The 15,510-nt window shown below is 66.5% G+C and carries 18 protein-coding genes; 6 read left to right on the top strand and 12 right to left on the bottom strand.

What is annotated here, in order from left to right; translation table 11 throughout:
- Nucleotides 1-69: 69 nt before the first annotated feature.
- Both QTI66_RS27755 and QTI66_RS27750 read left to right on the top strand, forming a co-directional pair.
- Complete coding sequence (locus QTI66_RS27755; RefSeq protein ID WP_286563407.1) at nt 70-348, top strand: hypothetical protein; 279 nt, start codon at nt 70-72, stop codon at nt 346-348.
- Nucleotides 323-571, top strand: coding sequence for a DUF1488 family protein (locus tag QTI66_RS27750; protein ID WP_286563406.1), 249 nt, complete (start codon nt 323-325; stop codon nt 569-571). Before QTI66_RS27755 ends, QTI66_RS27750 begins: the two co-directional genes overlap by 26 nt.
- A gap of 31 nt (nt 572-602) precedes the next feature.
- On the opposite strand, the gene QTI66_RS27745 is transcribed toward QTI66_RS27750, so the two are convergent.
- Nucleotides 603-1,367: a LuxR C-terminal-related transcriptional regulator gene (locus tag QTI66_RS27745; protein ID WP_286563405.1), complete on the bottom strand. Its 765-nt coding sequence runs from the start codon at nt 1,365-1,367 to the stop codon at nt 603-605.
- Between the two features lie 159 nt (nt 1,368-1,526).
- On the opposite strand from QTI66_RS27745, the gene QTI66_RS27740 reads away from it, so the two are divergent.
- The 3 genes from QTI66_RS27740 to QTI66_RS27730 all read left to right on the top strand — a co-directional run bounded on the left by QTI66_RS27740 (nt 1,527) and on the right by QTI66_RS27730 (nt 6,662).
- Nucleotides 1,527-4,058 (top strand): ATP-binding protein, encoded by a 2,532-nt coding sequence (locus tag QTI66_RS27740; protein WP_286563404.1) that lies wholly within the window; start codon nt 1,527-1,529, stop codon nt 4,056-4,058.
- A 181-nt stretch (nt 4,059-4,239) separates the two neighbouring features.
- Nucleotides 4,240-5,277, top strand: a complete 1,038-nt coding sequence (locus QTI66_RS27735) for an alpha/beta fold hydrolase (RefSeq protein WP_286563402.1) — start codon at nt 4,240-4,242, stop codon at nt 5,275-5,277.
- Nucleotides 5,274-6,662: a carotenoid oxygenase family protein gene (locus tag QTI66_RS27730; protein WP_286563400.1), complete on the top strand. Its 1,389-nt coding sequence runs from the start codon at nt 5,274-5,276 to the stop codon at nt 6,660-6,662. The genes QTI66_RS27735 and QTI66_RS27730 overlap by 4 nt, the downstream gene beginning before the upstream one ends.
- Nucleotides 6,663-6,762: 100 nt before the next feature.
- On the opposite strand, the gene QTI66_RS27725 is transcribed toward QTI66_RS27730, so the two are convergent.
- The 3 genes from QTI66_RS27725 to QTI66_RS27715 form a co-directional block, all read right to left on the bottom strand.
- The gene (locus QTI66_RS27725; protein WP_286563399.1) at nt 6,763-6,984 is read right to left on the bottom strand and encodes a hypothetical protein; all 222 of its coding nucleotides are present in this window, start codon (nt 6,982-6,984) and stop codon (nt 6,763-6,765) included.
- Nucleotides 6,985-7,067: 83 nt separating this feature from the next.
- On the bottom strand, nt 7,068-7,478 hold the full coding sequence (locus QTI66_RS27720; RefSeq protein WP_444815059.1) for an Hsp20/alpha crystallin family protein: 411 nt from the start codon (nt 7,476-7,478) through the stop codon (nt 7,068-7,070).
- Nucleotides 7,479-7,499: 21 nt separating this feature from the next.
- Complete coding sequence (locus QTI66_RS27715) at nt 7,500-7,955, bottom strand: Hsp20/alpha crystallin family protein (protein WP_286563397.1); 456 nt, start codon at nt 7,953-7,955, stop codon at nt 7,500-7,502.
- A gap of 185 nt (nt 7,956-8,140) precedes the next feature.
- Here QTI66_RS27715 and QTI66_RS27710 point away from each other — a divergent pair, with 185 nt between their 5' ends.
- Complete coding sequence (locus QTI66_RS27710; RefSeq protein WP_353506226.1) at nt 8,141-8,293, top strand: GlsB/YeaQ/YmgE family stress response membrane protein; 153 nt, start codon at nt 8,141-8,143, stop codon at nt 8,291-8,293.
- A gap of 151 nt (nt 8,294-8,444) precedes the next feature.
- Here the strand turns inward: QTI66_RS27710 and rbp are convergent, their stop codons facing one another.
- The 8 genes from rbp to QTI66_RS27670 all read right to left on the bottom strand — a co-directional run bounded on the left by rbp (nt 8,445) and on the right by QTI66_RS27670 (nt 15,359).
- Complete coding sequence (gene rbp / locus QTI66_RS27705) at nt 8,445-8,861, bottom strand: RNA-binding regulator (RefSeq protein ID WP_286563396.1); 417 nt, start codon at nt 8,859-8,861, stop codon at nt 8,445-8,447.
- 198 nt (nt 8,862-9,059) lie between these two features.
- Nucleotides 9,060-9,557 carry a hypothetical protein gene (locus tag QTI66_RS27700; RefSeq protein ID WP_286563395.1) on the bottom strand — a complete coding sequence of 166 codons (498 nt, stop codon included), beginning with the start codon at nt 9,555-9,557 and terminating at the stop codon, nt 9,060-9,062.
- A gap of 14 nt (nt 9,558-9,571) precedes the next feature.
- The gene (locus QTI66_RS27695) at nt 9,572-9,733 is read right to left on the bottom strand and encodes a hypothetical protein (protein WP_286563394.1); all 162 of its coding nucleotides are present in this window, start codon (nt 9,731-9,733) and stop codon (nt 9,572-9,574) included.
- A gap of 177 nt (nt 9,734-9,910) precedes the next feature.
- Entirely contained in the window at nt 9,911-10,603 is a 693-nt protein-coding gene (locus QTI66_RS27690) for a (5-formylfuran-3-yl)methyl phosphate synthase (protein ID WP_286563393.1), read from the bottom strand.
- Nucleotides 10,603-11,190, bottom strand: a complete 588-nt coding sequence (locus tag QTI66_RS27685; RefSeq protein WP_286563392.1) for a DUF447 domain-containing protein — start codon at nt 11,188-11,190, stop codon at nt 10,603-10,605. The genes QTI66_RS27690 and QTI66_RS27685 overlap by 1 nt, the downstream gene beginning before the upstream one ends.
- Nucleotides 11,187-12,626, bottom strand: a complete 1,440-nt coding sequence (locus QTI66_RS27680; RefSeq protein ID WP_286563391.1) for a DUF6513 domain-containing protein — start codon at nt 12,624-12,626, stop codon at nt 11,187-11,189. The genes QTI66_RS27685 and QTI66_RS27680 overlap by 4 nt, the downstream gene beginning before the upstream one ends.
- Complete coding sequence (locus QTI66_RS27675; protein WP_286563390.1) at nt 12,605-13,168, bottom strand: flavoprotein; 564 nt, start codon at nt 13,166-13,168, stop codon at nt 12,605-12,607. Before QTI66_RS27675 ends, QTI66_RS27680 begins: the two co-directional genes overlap by 22 nt.
- 73 nt (nt 13,169-13,241) lie before the next feature.
- Nucleotides 13,242-15,359 (bottom strand): sigma-54-dependent Fis family transcriptional regulator, encoded by a 2,118-nt coding sequence (locus tag QTI66_RS27670; protein WP_286563389.1) that lies wholly within the window; start codon nt 15,357-15,359, stop codon nt 13,242-13,244.
- Nucleotides 15,360-15,510: the final 151 nt, after the last annotated feature.

Below are 15,510 nucleotides of genomic sequence, written 5' to 3'. Positions count from 1 at the left end.
ACGGACCCGGCTCGCGCGAGGTCCTATAACCGGTCTTTCGGGAATTACCTGATTGATCGAGCAGATACCATGGACTACGACGCCGACTCCGTTCGCCTCCCCTACCTTGGATGGGAAGTGCGAAGCCATCTCACGAACCTTTCCATCGACGGCACGGTGGCGGCTGGCGCAATGCTTTACTTCGCTGAGGCGTGCAAGTGCCACCTCATTTCGTGCAGGCAGTTCACCGACGGCGGCGACGCCATCCGGGCCATCCAGGTCAAGGCCACCCAATGGATCGACGCCCACGAGCCCGCTCCCGAATCCACTCACAAACAACAGCATGACGAACCCTCCCTTCTTTCATGATGCGTCGGGTACCGTCCGGTTCTGGGTGCTCATCGATGACGTCTACGTCGGGGCCAGCGTCGGCAAGGAAACGCTGCACTATCGCTATCACGCCACCGTCAGCGACGACGATGCGCTGAACACCTATACGGCGAACGCCAACGCGATCGATGCAGCGGTCAGGAAGCGCGTGGCGGGCGGCTCCAGGGAGCCCGTGATGCTGCGGGGCGCTGACCTCGCCTGACCCGCGGGGCTGCGTAGCGGGCGCATGGCGCTCACACGAGCGCCGCACAAGCTTGCGTTGCAACGGCGCACCAGGAGACCGGCCATGACAGGGCTTCGAGAAGCTCCGGCGACAAGCTCATGCAGGCTCCGAGCACACCCGCAGGGCGCTGGGTCGTCATTGGCCTCAACGTGTCGCGCTGCCCGACGAGACCGCGCGTGGCTGCAATGCTGGCGGCCTGCGTGCGCGAGCGCGCACCCAGCTTGGTCATGATCGCCGTCATGTGCGACTTGACCGTTCCCGTCTTGATCTCCAGGTCACGCGCAATCGCCTTGTTGGATTCGCCGCCTGCGACCAGGCTCAGCACCTCCATCTCGCGCGACGTCAGCGACGTGTGGCCCAGGCTGTCGGCCATGCGCTGCGCCACGGAGCGGGACACGTAGCGCAGTCCATGGGCCACCGTGGTCAGCCCATCAATCAATTCGTCCAGGGGGCCGCCCAGCACGATGTAGCCGTGGACACCCGCCTCGATCGCGCGCCGGATGTCCGCCTCGCGATCGATGGTCGTGAGCACGAGGATCCTCGCCGACACGCGCCGGTCGCGGGCGGGGTGCAGGGAACGGGCAAGCGCCATGGCGTCGTCGTAGTCGGTGATGACGACGTCGATGCGGGTTCGATCCGGTGCCTCGGCATCGACACCATCGACGAAGACCTCGAAGGCCGCATGCTGGCGCAGCGCCGCCACGAGTCCTGCGCGCAGCAGCGGGTCGGGATGCGTCACCAAGAGGGTCCAAGGGCGAGGCGCAAGGTGGTTCATGAAGTCCTCCTTTGATCCGGGGCAGGTCGAACCCCGTGTGACGAGAGCTTCGTGCTTTGCGTGGCCGTTGTCATGGGTGCCCGGCTGAAGATTTCCTGAAGTCTGAGCTTGGCCCCTTACCTTAGACTGGGCGCCGCACTGGTCCTTGGCATCATTTCCATGACCGCACCCGCTGCATCGCTCCGCTACCGGTTTGGGCGCTTCGAGCTCCAGCCCGACGAGCGTCGCCTGCTCGCGGACCAGCAGGCGGTTCACCTGGGCCCGCATGCCTTCGACCTGCTGGTCGCACTGGTCGATCGCGCCGGACACCTGGCCACCAAGGACGAGCTGCTGGCCCGGGTCTGGGGCAAGGTGATCGTCGAAGAGAACACGCTCCAGGCGCATGCCTCGGCGCTGCGAAAGGTGCTGGGGTCCGAGGCGATCGCGACGGTCTCCGGGCGCGGCTATCGCTTTACCCTGGTGGTCACGCGCGAAACGTCCCCTTCGGCGCACGTCCGCCCGCCAGCGCACAACCTGCCGCAGCCCCTGACGAGTTTCATCGGCCGCGACCGGGAAATCGCGGAGGTCCGGCAGTGGCTGGCCACCACGCGGCTGCTGACCTTGTCCGGTGCCGGTGGCTGCGGCAAGACGCGGCTGGCCTTGCAGGTGGCAGCCACGATGCTGGAGCCGCATCCGGACGGCGTGTGGTTCGTCGAACTGGCGCCGTTGGGCGATCCTTCGCTCGTGATCCAGTCGATCGCCAAGGCCCTTGGCGTGATCGAGGAGTCCGGCAAGGACCTGCTGGAGACGGTGGCTGAATGGCTGGCTCCCCGCCAGTTGCTGCTGGTGCTGGACAACGTGGAGCACCTGCTCGGGCCCTGTGCGCAACTCGCCGACGCCCTGCTGCGGCGATGCGCCGGCCTTTCCCTGCTCGTCACGAGCCGGGAGCGCCTGGGCATCGAGGGCGAGCTTACGTACCGGGTGCCGTCGCTCTCCGTGCCCGGGGCGCTGGCCGATGCGACGACCGGGGAAGTCCTCGCCTGCGAGGCGGCGCGCCTGTTCGTCGATCGTGCCCGGCTGCAGCGGCCGGGCTTCGAGGTGACGGGGAACGATGCGGCCGCCCTCGCGTCGATCTGCCGCCGGTTGGACGGCATCGCGCTGGCCATCGAGCTGGCGGCGCCGCGCGTGCGCGTGATGTCCCTGCAGGAGCTGAGCCGGCGGCTGGACGACCGCTTCGGCATGCTCACCGGCGGGTCGCGCACGGCGCTTCCGCGCCACCGCACCCTGCGCTCGCTCATTGACTGGAGCCACGAGTTGCTGGATGAGCCCGAGAAGGCTTTGCTGCGGCGGGCCTCGGTATTTGCCGGCGGGTGGACCCTGCAAGCTGCCGGGCAGGTCTGCAGCGGCGCAAGCGTCGGGCACGCCGAGGTGCTGGACCTCCTCACGTCGCTCACGGACAAGAACCTCGTCCTCGCCGAAACGCAGGGTGACGACACGCGCTTCAGCCTGCTCGAAACCGTGCGCCACTATGCGCAGGACCGCTTGCGCGAAAGCGGCGAGGAAGAGGCGATGCGTGATCGCCACGTCGACTTCTTCCTGGACATGGCCAGCAGGCTGCTCGACCCCGCGCAGACCGATTCGCAACTCCAGGCCAAGCTACTGCAACTCGACCAGGAGCACGACAACGTGCGTGCCGCGCTGGCGTGGTGCGAAGCCTCGCCGGCGCGTTCGGTCAAGGGCCTGGGGCTGGCAGGGCAGCTCCACTGGTTCTGGCGCATGCGCGGCCACTACGGCGAAGGGCGCGGCTGGATCGCGCGCCTCCTGGCCATCGCACCCGACGCGACGCGGGAGGACGCGCACGCCAGCGCGTTCCATGCGGCCGGCGCGCTGGCGTACCTGCAGGGCGACTACGCGGCGGCCGAGGGCCGGCACCGGGAAGCGCTCGCCATCTGGCAACGAGAGGCCAACCGCCGCGGGATCGTGCGTTCGCTCATCAGTCTGGGGAGCATCGCCAATTCACGTGGCGAGCTTTCCGTGGCGTGCGGGCTTTATGAAGACGCCCTGCGCATCGCACGCGAGATCGGCGATCGGCGCAGCATCTCCATGGGCCTGCAGTGCCTCGGCATGGCGGCCCATGATGCGGGCGACTACGGTGCGGCAAAGGCGCTGTTGCAGGAGTGCGTCGCCATCAGCCGCGAGATCGGCGCCTGGCGGGCGGCGTTGGCGCTCTCGGTGCTGGGCGAGGTCCGGCTGGCGCAGGGCGAGTTCGAAGCGGCCCGCTGCCTGCTGCTCGAAGCCCTGGAGGGGCAGCGCGCCTTGGGCGACAGGCCCGGCACCGCCAGCACCCTGTTGGCACTGGCGATCGTCTCCCACGATGAGGGCGACGTCGCCGCCGCCAAGAGCCAACTCAAGGAAGCGCTGGACACCATGCCGACCGGCGACGCCCTCTCCCATGCGGCATGGCTGGATGCTTTTGCCGGCTTGTCGCTGGCCTTTGCGAGCGCGTCCTGCGCGGCACGCCTGTGGGGCTGCACGCAGCGCCTGCGCGAGGAGATCGGCTCTCCCATGACCACGCCGGAGCGTGCACGGCACGAACGCCTGATGGCCGCTGCGCGCAGTGCGCTGCAGGACGACTCCGCATTCGACGCAGCGTGGAACGAAGGCCGGGCGTGGGCGCTGGACGAAGCGGTGCGGTATGCGCTGAAGCTTTGAAGTCGCATCACGCGACTTGAGTGCCTGCCCTTCTGTCCGCAGACCTGCGTCGATCTCTCCAAAAGGTCCGGGATCCACGCTGGCCCTCCTGGCGATGCGTTTCAACACGGCGAGCGGCACGCTCTCTCCGTCGACACCGCCGTCTCTCGCACCGGGTCGACCCTCCACGGAGATCCGCACCATGAACAACGACCCTGCCCTCCCCGCGCCCACCGCGGACCTGCCGACGACCCGCCGCCGACTGCTGGCCGGTGCCGCGGCGGCCGCGGCAACGCTCGGCTTGCCGCTGGCGGCACCTGCCGCCGACCCTCCCGCCGCGCCCCGATCCGCCGCGCAGCGTTCATCCACCCTCCACCCCGAAAGGCGAACCATGAGCACCTTCACCACCAAGGACGGCACGCAGATCTACTACAAGGACTGGGGGTCCGGCCCTGTCGTCAGTTTCAGCCACGGCTGGCCGCTGAACGCGGACGCATGGGAAGCACAGATGTTCCACCTGGCCTCCCACGGCTTGCGCTGCATCGCACACGACCGGCGCGGCCACGGCCGCTCCAGCCAGCCCTGGAACGGCAACAACATGGACACCTACGCCGACGACCTGAACGAGTTGTTCAGCGCGCTGGACGTGAAGGGCGTGACGATGATCGGCCACTCCACCGGCGGCGGCGAGGTGGTGCGCTACATCGGCCGGCACGGCAGCAGCCGCGTCGCGCGCGTGGTGCTGATGGGCGCGGTGCCGCCGATCATGCTGAAGACCGCGGCCTATCCCGGCGGGCTGCCGATGGAGGTCTTTGACGGCTTTCGAAAGTCGTACCTGGCCGACCGCTCGCAGTTCTTCCTCGACGTCGCCAGCGGCCCCTTCTTCGGTTTCAACCGTCCGGGCGCCAAGGTCTCGCAGGGGATGATCCAGGCCTGGTGGGCGCAGGGAATGATGACGGGCTTCAAGAACGCCTACGACTGCATCAAGGCCTTCTCGGAGACCGACTTCACCGAGGACCTGAAAAAGATCGACGTTCCGACCCTGATCATCCACGGCGACGACGACCAGATCGTGCCCATCGCCGCCTCGGCGCTGCTGACGGCCAAGCTGGTGCGGGGCTCGGTGCTGAAGATCTACCCCGGCGGCTCGCACGCGCTGGGCGACACCGACAGGGTCAAGCTCAACGCGGACCTGTTGGCCTTCGCAACCTCCACCCAGGCAGCAAGGAGCGCATCATGAACATGAACGTCTCGGCGGAGAAAGCCCCTTCCGTCACCAGCACCGGCGCGCCCTATGTCGCCGGCAACTTCGCACCGCTCAAGAGCGAGGTCACGGCCTTCGACCTGGAAGTGGTCGGCCGCATTCCGCAAGCGCTGACCGGCCGCTTCCTGCGCATCGGGCCCAATCCCATTGATGAACTGGACCGGGTGCAGCTCGTGCGCCATCACTGGTTTGCGGGCTCGGGCATGGCACATGGCTTGCGCCTGCAGGACGGCAAGGCGCAATGGTTCCGCAGCCGCTTCGTCCTGGACCGGGACGCCGCCCGCGTCCTGAGCCGCAAGCCCATCCCCGGGCCGGGCGAAGGCACGCGCGACGGCAACGTCAACACCAACCTCATGAACGTGGGCGGCAAGCTGTGCGCGGTGGTCGAGGCCGGCAGCATTCCGGTCGAGCTGGACTACGAATTGGCGAGCGTGCGTCGCACCGATTTCGAAGGCACGCTCGAAGCGGGCTTCACGGGCCATCCCAAATACGATCCGGTCACGGGCGAGCACCACGCGCTGGCTTATGAGCCGTTTCAGCCGATCCGCTACATCTCGGTCGACGGCGACGGGCGCGCCACGACCAGGGCGCGCATCGACTTGCCGCACATCCCGCTCATCCACGACATGGCGTTCACCCAGTCCTTCATCGTCGTGCCCGACTTTCCGGTGACCTTTCAGCCTGAACTCTCGCGCACGGACTTTCCGTGGCTGTGGGATGAAAAGCGGCCTTCGCGCATCGGGCTGCTGCCGCGCAACGGCGACGTGTCGGCCATCCAGTGGTTCGAAGCGCCGCGCTGCTTCGCCTTCCACTTCGCGAACGCCTATGACGAGGGCGATCTCACCATCGTCGACCTGATGCGGCATCACCGGATGTTCCTGACCGACCAGAACGGACCCAATGAAGGGGCGCCCATCCTGGTGCGGTGGACGCTCCACCGCCCGACCGGGAAATTGAGCGAGACGGTCATCGATGATCGCGGCAACGAATTCGCGCGCATCAACGGGCGCCATGGCGGCCTTCCCTATCGCTACGCGTACACCGCCTACTGGGGCGATGACGTGGCCTTTGGACCGGCGATGAAGCACGACCTGAAGCGCGGGACGACCGAGGTCCACGACTACGGGCCGGGAAAGATGACGGCAGAGCCGGTCTTCGTTCGCAAGCCGGGCGCCACTGCCGAGGACGAAGGCTGGATCCTGTCCTATGTCTACGACCCGCAGCGCGACCTCAGCGACGTCGTGATCCTGGATGCGCAGGACTTCGCCGGCGAGCCGGTCGCGACGATCCGCCTGCCGGTGCGCGTGCCCTTCGGCTTCCATGGCGGGTGGGCGCCGGACAAGGTGAGTGTCGTGGAGTAGCGGAAGGTGCAGGACAAGCCCTTGTCCTGCTCAAGGACGCCGATTTGAAGCCCTCAACCGATGGGCGGGCGTGCGCCCGGGCCAGGCAATGGCTGTGCTGTCAACTGATGCTCCAAAGCGTTTCGCGCCCTTTTTGCGTGACCGCGTACACCTCGGCCTCCCGTCCGGACGCCCGCGCCATCGGCGCATCGGTGTCTGGCGGAACGAACGCGATCACCAGGCCGGCGGCGCGAAGCGCGCGTACCTTTTCGATGTCTTCGTGCGACCTGAAATACATCGGCATGGGCGATGACGCAATGTGCTTCAGCAGATCGATGGCCATGGTGTCCGGACTCCTCCAATCAAGAGCGTGACGAATCGGGGTGTTGCGGCACCGGGCGGCAAATTCGCCGCCCGGCCGTCGCGTCAATCCACCTTGACGGCGATGCGACGCGGCTTCGCGTGCTCGGCCTTCGGGATGCTCAGTCGCAGCACCCCGTTCGACAGCTCCGCAGCGACCCTGTCGGGATCCAGGTCCTGGCTCAGCGTGAAGATCCTGTGGAACCGGCCCAGGCCCACCTCGGTATGGCTCGATTGCAAGTCCTCGGGCACGGGCAGGTCCATCTCGGCGTCGATCGTGAGCGTGCCCGCCTCCACCTCGAGCCGCAGCTTCTCTCGCGGGACACCCGGCAGGTCTGCATACAGCGTGATGCCGTTGGAATCCTCGACCACGTCGACCGGTGGCATCAGCGCCGCGTCGCTGTAGCGCGTGGCACCCTGCGCCTGCGCCTGCGTGGCCTTCGAAGGATCGACGCTCGAATTACGAACTCCGTTCATTTCTCACTCCTTTCGATGGATTCATTGAATGGCGATGCGGCGCGGCTGCGCCGAGGCGCGCCGCTGCACCGTGACCTGGACGACGCCGTTGCGATACTTCGCATCGACGGCTTCCGGATCGGCGTCATCGGGCAAGGTGATGAGACGTCGGAACTCACCGGCGAATCGCTCGTTGATGTGCACTGCCGCCTGACTGTCGTCGTCGTCGGAGCGACGCGTGTCCGGCAGGCTCGATGCGCGTGTGCCGGCGATCGTGAGCAGGCCGCGGTCGAGGGTGACGTCCAGGGAGTCAGGGTCGAGGCCCGGCGCAAAGGCGTAGACCTCCACCGTCTGGGGCGTGCCCCCGACATTGAGCGCGGGAAAACCACCTCGCCCGAACCCCCGGATGGTGGGCGACAGATCCAGTGCCTGCTGCATCTCGCGCTGCAGGCGATCCATCTCGGCGAACATGTCGCGCGGGAACAAAGATCGATACATGGCGAATACCTCCATTCAGGTTGAACAGAGCGCCGGAGGCGTCCTTCCAGCGCTTCCGGTAAGCAAACTGGAGCCGCTGCAAGGCATTTCAAGAGCGCAAGCGTTTTGAGAATGTTTATGGGCCCGGGCGGGGCGATCGACCGCTTTTTCGATGCCGATGCGGCCGCTGCCGCAACTTCAGCGTCATCCTGGGCAGCGTGGGCTCGCTGCTGGCAACTTGTATCGGCCAAGCGACGGGCTGGTACACGGCGGGAGCCGGCGCCGGTTTCATCGCCTCCGTGATCGGGGCGATCGCGGTTCTGGCGATCTACGGCCTGGTGGCTCGCAAGCGAGCCTGACAGCGAGCCTGAAAAGGCGTCGCCCAATAGAAACGACCCCCGGATCGCACTGCGGCACGGGGGTCGAATTTCATGGCGCTATGGCCTGGGCATCAACACGACGGGCGAATTGCTTGCCCGAAGGAGCCCTTGAACTGAGGCTGAAAAGCGATCAATAGCCGCCGCGGCTACCGCCGCCGCCACCACTGCGATTGCCGCCACCGCCGCCGTAGCCGCCGCCACCGCCGTAGCCACCACCACCGCCACTGCCGCCGCCGTAGCCGCCGCCGCCACCGCTGCGACCACCACCGCCACCGCCGTAGCCACCAGGAGCACGGGGCTCCATCGGACGCGCTTCATTGACGGTCAGGCTGCGGCCGCCGAGCGATTGGCCGTTCATGCCTTCGATGGCCGCCAGCGCTTGCGCGTCGGTGCCCATTTCGACAAAGCCGAAGCCCTTGGAGCGGTCGGTATCCCGCTCGATCATGACCTTGGCGCTGGCAACCGAGCCGAACTGGCTGAAAGCCTGCTCAAGATCGTTGTCGCGCACGGAATAGGCGAGGTTGCCTACGTAGAGCTTTTTGCCCATGGAGAACTCCTAAATCAAAACAAGAAACAAAGCGATGGAGTTCCAGGGTCACAACAAACAAAGAATGCACTGTGGCGCGAAACGGACCAATCACCGAACTGCGAACCTGGCAAATAAAGCACCGGGAACGTCAACGCATTCTCCTCCACTATGGATGCCCCTGGGTAATAAAGCTTGAATACTTTCGTGCGCGCGAGCTCAGTGCCCAATGGCATAGGCAGCCGCGAAGGCGAAAAGACAGGCAAAAACAAACCACTTTGTCGGGAAGCCTGACCTGCGGGGTTTGGGTTTTCGCTCGACTTGCAGCCGGGCCGGGAGCGATTGGACATCTTCAACCGGTCCCTGCGGATCGAATCGATCGTCGCCATCGATGGCGTCAAGGATCGAATCGATGTCCACCGGGTCGGGCTCATCCGGCCTGTCAGCCGCGCGCGACGGATGGTGCGCACGCTGCACGTGCGCCAGAAACAGCCGTCCGTTGAGCGTGAAACCGATGTCCTCGCCCGACATGGCCAGCAAGCCATGGTCGATCAGCGCAATGAGCCCCCGGCGCACCGAAGCACGCTCGCTGACCGGCACCAGCGCGTGCAGCCCCGTGCGCGAGGTCTTGCTCGACCTGCTCTTGATCAGCCTCGAGCAGACCAGCATGACCAGGACGCCAGCGACCGATTCGCGATCGGAGATCCCTCTTTTCACGATATTCCAGGGCCCTACCGCAGAAAGATGACAACGAGCGCTGCCACGGAAACGATCGTTGTTGCCGCAATCAAGAAGAGCTCGACCCGAAGATCCTTCTTTTGCTGCTGCTCGAACGGGTCGATCATTGGCCGGTAGTTGGCATCCTGTTTCGCCGTGACGCCTGGATGGCTCATGGCACCTCCCCTGCGTGACAAGGAAGGCGAACGGAATCGCGGACGGAGTCCATGGCGTGGCTCGCTGGGATCGAAAAACCAGTTATAGGACGCAGCGCGCGTGAAGTCGGTGTGCCAGCGCACAGACAAGGCCGCCAGCGTCAGCAGTTCTGGCTCGGCGCGAAGGGCTTCGAACGCCTACAAGGGAGCGAATGCGCCGCCGTGCATCAGCGCCGTCAGCGCACGCAGGCGCTCGGGGTCGATGGCACCGCTGCGCTCGCCCGCACACACCGCCGTACGAAAGCCCGCAAAGTCGGGGGCCAGTTCCCTCAGCAATGGCGCGTGCTGGCTGCGCAACGCACCTGCCACGCCCACCATCGGGCCCGCGCCTCGCACCGTGTCGACGAACAGGCGCAAGGCGTCCATCGGCATGGCCTCGAACAGGCTGCCGGCGAGCTTGTCCTGCGTGTCGACCATCACGCCGGGAAAACCCAGCGCGCAGGCACGCGCCACATGCGTGGCCTCGAGCCCCATGTCGGCGATGAACACCGGCACGACGGGCCACGCGCTCTCGGCCAGCAGGTCGAGCACCGCAGGCGCATGCAAATCGCGCTCGATGCCGACCTTGACGTAGTCGACACCGCACGCACCCACCGCATCGACACAAGCTGCGATGCGCCGCGCATCGTGCATCGGCACGTCGCCAATGGTCGCGCTCAGGGGCAGCGTGCATCCATGCCGGCGCAAGGCACTCACGATGTCGCGGATGTTCGCCACGGGCAGTCCGCCGAGTGCGCCTTGCCCCGGTTCCTTCAGGTCGATGAAGTCGGCGCCGCCATCGGCCACGAGCAGGGCTTCCTCGACGCTTCGAACGCTGATGAGCAGTTTCATCAAGACGCGGCCCCTTGGGCGTTGTTGCTCTCGCGATGCCGCTTCACCGCCTCGACCAGCCAGCCCCAGGCTTCACGCTCTTCCACGCCGGCTGTCTTGTCGATGGCAATCTGCAGATAGGCCATTTCGCTGTCGATCTTTTCTGGCGGCAGCATGTGCAGACGGCTCACGAGCACAGCGCCTTCCAGGACCGCAGCCTGCGCGCGGTTGAAGCCGGCGAAGTTGCCGTGCGCCACTTCGTGCACCCGCGCCATGCGCAACACCGGGCGCTGCGCGTCGTCCACCTTGTCTGCGAGCTTGAGTTCGATGTGGCTCAAGGCACTGGCCAGTCGCACGCCCTGGATCTTTTCGGCGGGCAAGGTCGGCCAACTCTTGCGCCCCGTCACGCAGCCGGCAAACACGCGCGTGTCGGTCACGATGTTGAGCACGGCGCCGCCCGTGGCGCAGATGTTGTCGTGCGTCGTCGAGGGCTTGAAGGGCATCAGCACGATCTGCTCGCCCTGGTAGCGCACGCCCATCGGCGCGACGTGCGGCTTGCCGTCCGGCGCCACGGTGGTCACCACGCATTCGAAGATCACGTCGTTCATTTGAAAGGCTCTTGGGTGGTCTTGCGGCGCGCCTTCGTGGTGCCGGGCGCGCACTGCTGGCCGAGGTCTTCGTCTTGCCTGTCGACGGCGCATCCCCAGTCCAGCGCCTGGTCCTGCACGTAGCGCTTGCCCAGCTTGTGCGCGATCTCGGCGTGCGCCAGTTCCACACCCATGTAGAAGGCGTGCGCCGCGTCGTTTTCGAGTCCCAGCTGCGGCCACAGCTCGAAGGCGCCCTGCCCCGTGCGCATGCCGTCGCGGTTGTAGACGTGCAGGCCGCTGGCCGACACCTGCACGCGGAAATTGGGGTCGCGCACCTGCGCCGCGGTGCTCGCGATTTCTTCTGGCGTGTCGAGAAAGGGACGCTTGGCATGCACGGTCATCAAGGCGTCGCTCATGCCCTTGGGCAGCTGGCTGTGGCTGCGCGCGGCGTGCATGATGCGGCGCGCCCAGTCGGCTTCTTTCACGGCGCGGCGCGCGTGGTTGCTGACCTGCGTGGTGAGTACGGCCGCCACGTCCAGTTCGGCGCAGATGCCGAACAGCAGGGCGTTGATGCCGCTCGTGTCGGCCTCGGTCAGCTCGGTGAGGTTGCCCACGCCCATCATGATCGCCACCTCCGGAAAGCGCTCGCGCAGGCGGTGGTAGCGAACGATGGAGGCGGTGAGGCCGAAGGGAATCGGGTCGAGGATCGAATCGGCCAGGAACTCCCTGCCCTTTCGTTGCAACACGTCGATGGCCTCGTGCAGCGACGCCTCATCCGTCGGCACGCGGGGAATGAGCACGGGCGTCGATGCGACTTCATCGGCCACCCACAAGGTGTCGAGCGTGAGGCTCAGCAGGTAGTCGGCGCCGGCGCGCCCGCCACGCAGCAGTTCTTGCGGGTCGATGGAATCGACGCTCACACGAAAGCCCTCGGCCTTGAGCGCTCGCACGCTGTCTTCGAGGTGGTCGAATTTCGTCGCCGGCAGGCTGCCCAGGTCGATCACGTCGGCACCATCGGCACGATGACGCGCGGCACGCGCGACGATCTCGGTCACCGAAAGGCGTGGCGCATCGACGATCTCGGCAAAGATCGCCACCTCGTAGTCGTCCAGCGTGATGGCCTTGGCCGCGCGGTTGAAGAAGAGCGGCAGGTCCTTGACCTCTTCCGGTCCGCGCTGCACCGGCACGCCGAAGTGCCGCGACAAGGCGTCCAGGTCGCCGCGGCAGCGCCCCGGCACGATGATGCGGTCGATGCGCCGCGGTGCATCCCCGTCGGCCACGACACCCGTCAGGGGCAGCGACACGCGGCGGCCGATCATGTCGGCGGTCATCAACCCGGCCACTTGCAGGCCAAGATCGCGCGCCTCCCAGGTGAAGGGGGCGGCATCGATGGCGGACAACACCCGCTCCAGGCTCGGCTGCGCGAGGCGTCCGGTCAGGAAGAGGATGTGTTCCATGCGAGCGAGAGTTCCTTCAATCGTGTTTCGAGGGCAGCTTCCAGTTCGGCCGGCGACGCCACGACCCGCGCGAAGTCGATGGCGCGCAGGCGCTCCACGTTGTCCAGTTCGATGCGCCGCGGCCGCAGCGTGACCCAATCATGCGGCGATTTGGTGACGACGACCGGCTCCGTGTCGCATGCAAACACGATGCCCGGTATGCCCAGCTTGCCGGCCTGCGCGAACATGTTGGTGGGCAGCGAATCGCTGATGCCGAAGGCGCACTTGGCCACCGTGTTGCTCGTGGCCGGGGCAACGACCACCGTGTGATAGACGTCCTCATACAGCATGCCCACCGGCACGCCGCTGGCCGTCTTGTCCCGAAACACGCGGAACTTGAGCTTCAGGGCGTCGATGTGCAGCTTGTAGATTTCCAGCACCTCTTCGCCGGCAGCGGAGAGAAAAAGATCGACGTTGGGCAGGCGTTCGGCCAGCGCCATGGCTTCGTCCAGGAAGTGGCCCGAACCCGTCACGCACCACGCGAAGCGAGAACGCGGCGGCAAGTCTTCGGACGGCGCGGCGCCACCCGCGGCCTCGGCCTCAACGGCCGCCGCTGCGATGCGTGGCGTGGCCGTCTCAGCCGCCTTGCTCGGGATGGGAGACCTCGATCTGGAGCTTGTGGATCTTGCGATAGAGCGTGTTGCGGCTAACGTCCAGCGCCTTGGCCACGTTGCTCACGTTCCAGCGGTGCTGCTCGAGCATCTGCAGCAGCAATTGCCGCTCGTTGGCCTGAATCAGGTTGAGCTTGGAGGCGCCCGGCGCGTTGTCGCCGTGGCCTTCATGGCTGTCGCGCATGGACCCGGTGCTCGCGATGGACGCCGCGCCCGGCGCAGCAGCCGGCGCCGACATCTCTGCGCGGCCCAGGCTCATGGCCGCCATCTGCTCGCCCGCGTGCACGGGTTGCAGGTTGACCGCCATGGACGGCAGATGGGCGCGCGCGATGGGCTTGCCATCGGCCAGCGCGGCGGCGGTGCGCAGCACATGGCGCAGTTGGCGGATGTTGCCGGGCCAGGGGTGCGCCATCAGCAGACGTTCGGCTTCCGGGCTCAACGTTGAATCATCGCCACCCTCGGCCTTGAGCATGCCGCGAATGAGTTCGAGCCGGTCGCTGCGCTCGCGCAGCGGGGGCAGTTGCACTTCAATGCCGGCCAGCCGGTAGTACAGGTCTTCGCGGAAGCGCCCTTCCCGCACCAGCTGCGGCAGGTGGCGATGGCTCGCGCTGATGAGCTGGAAGTCGACCGAATGGCTTTCCTCGGTGCCCAGGGGCGTGACGCGGCGTTCGTCCAGGACGCGCAGCAGGCGCGATTGCAGTTCGAGCGGCATGTCGGCGATTTCGTCCAGGAACAGCGTGCCGCCGTCGGCCTGCAGGATCTTGCCGCGCCGTCCGGCCCGCTGCGCGCCGGTGAAGGCGCCGGGCGAATAGCCGAAGAGTTCGGACTCGATGAGCGCCTCGGGCAGGCTCGCACAGTTGATGGCCACGAAGGCGCCGGTGGCGTGCGGGCTGCCTTCATGCAGCGCACGCGCAAAGACTTCCTTGCCCGACCCGGTTTCGCCGCACAGCAGGATCGGCGTGCCGCGTGAAATGACGCGCCAGCCGGTTTCGAGCTGCGACACCAGGCGCGGGTCTTCGAAGGTGCAGCCGGGCGCCGTCGCCGGGCGTGCCGGTACCGGGCGAGACTTGGCGCGCGAGATCGGCGCAAGCGCCGTACCCGTGGACGAAGGCGCGGACGGCAAGGCAGTCAACGCCGCCGCACCGGTCGCAGGACGCCGCGCAACGGCAAAGAAGCGCAGCGCCGCATCCGTGCCATAGGTGACGACCGGATGGAAAGACGAAGAAGCGCTGCGCTGCAGCATGTCCGCCAGCGAGGTCTGGAACAGGTCTTCGATGCGCCGCGAGCGGATCTCGTCCATCGACTGCAAACCGAGCTGGAACATGGCGCTGCGGTTGGCCGCCAGGATGCGTCCGTCTTCGCCCACGGCCAGCTTGCCTTCATGCAGCGTGTAGACGAACTCCGGCCGGCTGTGAAAGTGCAAGGGGTGCGCGTTCTGGAACTGGCGGTCGATGAGCCGGTTTTCGATCATGCGCGCCGTCATGGCCAGCAGCACCAGCAGATGTTGCTGCATGAGGCTGGAGCGGCTCGTGACGTCGAGCGCGGCCACGACGTTGCCTGCGGGGTCGAACACCGGCACGGCCGAGCAGGTGAGCTGGGTGAACTGCGTGTAGAAGTGGTCCTCGCGGCGTACCGACACGGGGCTGCCCGCGGCCAGGCAGGTGCCCATGCCGTTGGTGCCGGCTTCGGTTTCGCTCCACACGCCGCCGGCGCGCAGGCCCAGCGGCCCGACTTCGGCCGCGAACTCCGGCGAAGACACCATGTGAAGAATCACGCCATCGGTGTCCGTGAGCAGCACGGCCATCTCGCTGTCCGCCAGCTGCTGGTAGAGCGTGGTCATTTCATAGCGGGCGCATTCGATGACTGCCGCGTGGCGCGCGCGCCGCTCCTCCAGCGGAACGCGTGCGATCACGTTCGGGTCGTGCGGCTTGTCGGGTCGCAGGTGGTACTGATCGAGGCAGCGAATCCACGAGAGCGTGACGACGTCGGTCGTCTGGTCATGGAATCCACCGCGCACCAGGTTCAGCACACGATCCGCGTGCGGATCTGCCGACTTGCCGGCATTTCGCGTGGTCAACGCCATCTATGTCTCCAACTCGGAACAACCGCTCAAAACGGCGGATGGTTCATTTTGGTAGCGATAGTTCGTACAGCGCAACGGGAAATATGCCCGCCCCCTCACTTCACAGGCCTTGTGAGGCACATACTGGCCCGCAATTTGCAGTTTTGATGGC

It is taken from the genome of Variovorax brevis (assembly GCF_030317105.1).
Classification (GTDB): domain Bacteria; phylum Pseudomonadota; class Gammaproteobacteria; order Burkholderiales; family Burkholderiaceae_C; genus Variovorax; species Variovorax brevis.
The sequence above is the reverse complement of the archived record's forward strand: the minus strand, read 5'-3'. Positions and strand labels throughout refer to the sequence as shown.

Coding starts and splice junctions, on each gene's coding strand:
- QTI66_RS27755 (WP_286563407.1), top strand. CDS start 70: ATGGACTACGACGCCGACTCCGTTCGCCTCCCCTACCTTGGATGGGAA.
- QTI66_RS27750 (WP_286563406.1), top strand. CDS start 323: ATGACGAACCCTCCCTTCTTTCATGATGCGTCGGGTACCGTCCGGTTC.
- QTI66_RS27745 (WP_286563405.1), bottom strand. CDS start 1,367: ATGAACCACCTTGCGCCTCGCCCTTGGACCCTCTTGGTGACGCATCCC.
- QTI66_RS27740 (WP_286563404.1), top strand. CDS start 1,527: ATGACCGCACCCGCTGCATCGCTCCGCTACCGGTTTGGGCGCTTCGAG.
- QTI66_RS27735 (WP_286563402.1), top strand. CDS start 4,240: ATGAACAACGACCCTGCCCTCCCCGCGCCCACCGCGGACCTGCCGACG.
- QTI66_RS27730 (WP_286563400.1), top strand. CDS start 5,274: ATGAACATGAACGTCTCGGCGGAGAAAGCCCCTTCCGTCACCAGCACC.
- QTI66_RS27725 (WP_286563399.1), bottom strand. CDS start 6,984: ATGGCCATCGATCTGCTGAAGCACATTGCGTCATCGCCCATGCCGATG.
- QTI66_RS27720 (WP_444815059.1), bottom strand. CDS start 7,478: ATGAACGGAGTTCGTAATTCGAGCGTCGATCCTTCGAAGGCCACGCAG.
- QTI66_RS27715 (WP_286563397.1), bottom strand. CDS start 7,955: ATGTATCGATCTTTGTTCCCGCGCGACATGTTCGCCGAGATGGATCGC.
- rbp (WP_286563396.1), bottom strand. CDS start 8,861: ATGGGCAAAAAGCTCTACGTAGGCAACCTCGCCTATTCCGTGCGCGAC.
- QTI66_RS27695 (WP_286563394.1), bottom strand. CDS start 9,733: ATGAGCCATCCAGGCGTCACGGCGAAACAGGATGCCAACTACCGGCCA.
- QTI66_RS27690 (WP_286563393.1), bottom strand. CDS start 10,603: ATGAAACTGCTCATCAGCGTTCGAAGCGTCGAGGAAGCCCTGCTCGTG.
- QTI66_RS27685 (WP_286563392.1), bottom strand. CDS start 11,190: ATGAACGACGTGATCTTCGAATGCGTGGTGACCACCGTGGCGCCGGAC.
- QTI66_RS27680 (WP_286563391.1), bottom strand. CDS start 12,626: ATGGAACACATCCTCTTCCTGACCGGACGCCTCGCGCAGCCGAGCCTG.
- QTI66_RS27670 (WP_286563389.1), bottom strand. CDS start 15,359: ATGGCGTTGACCACGCGAAATGCCGGCAAGTCGGCAGATCCGCACGCG.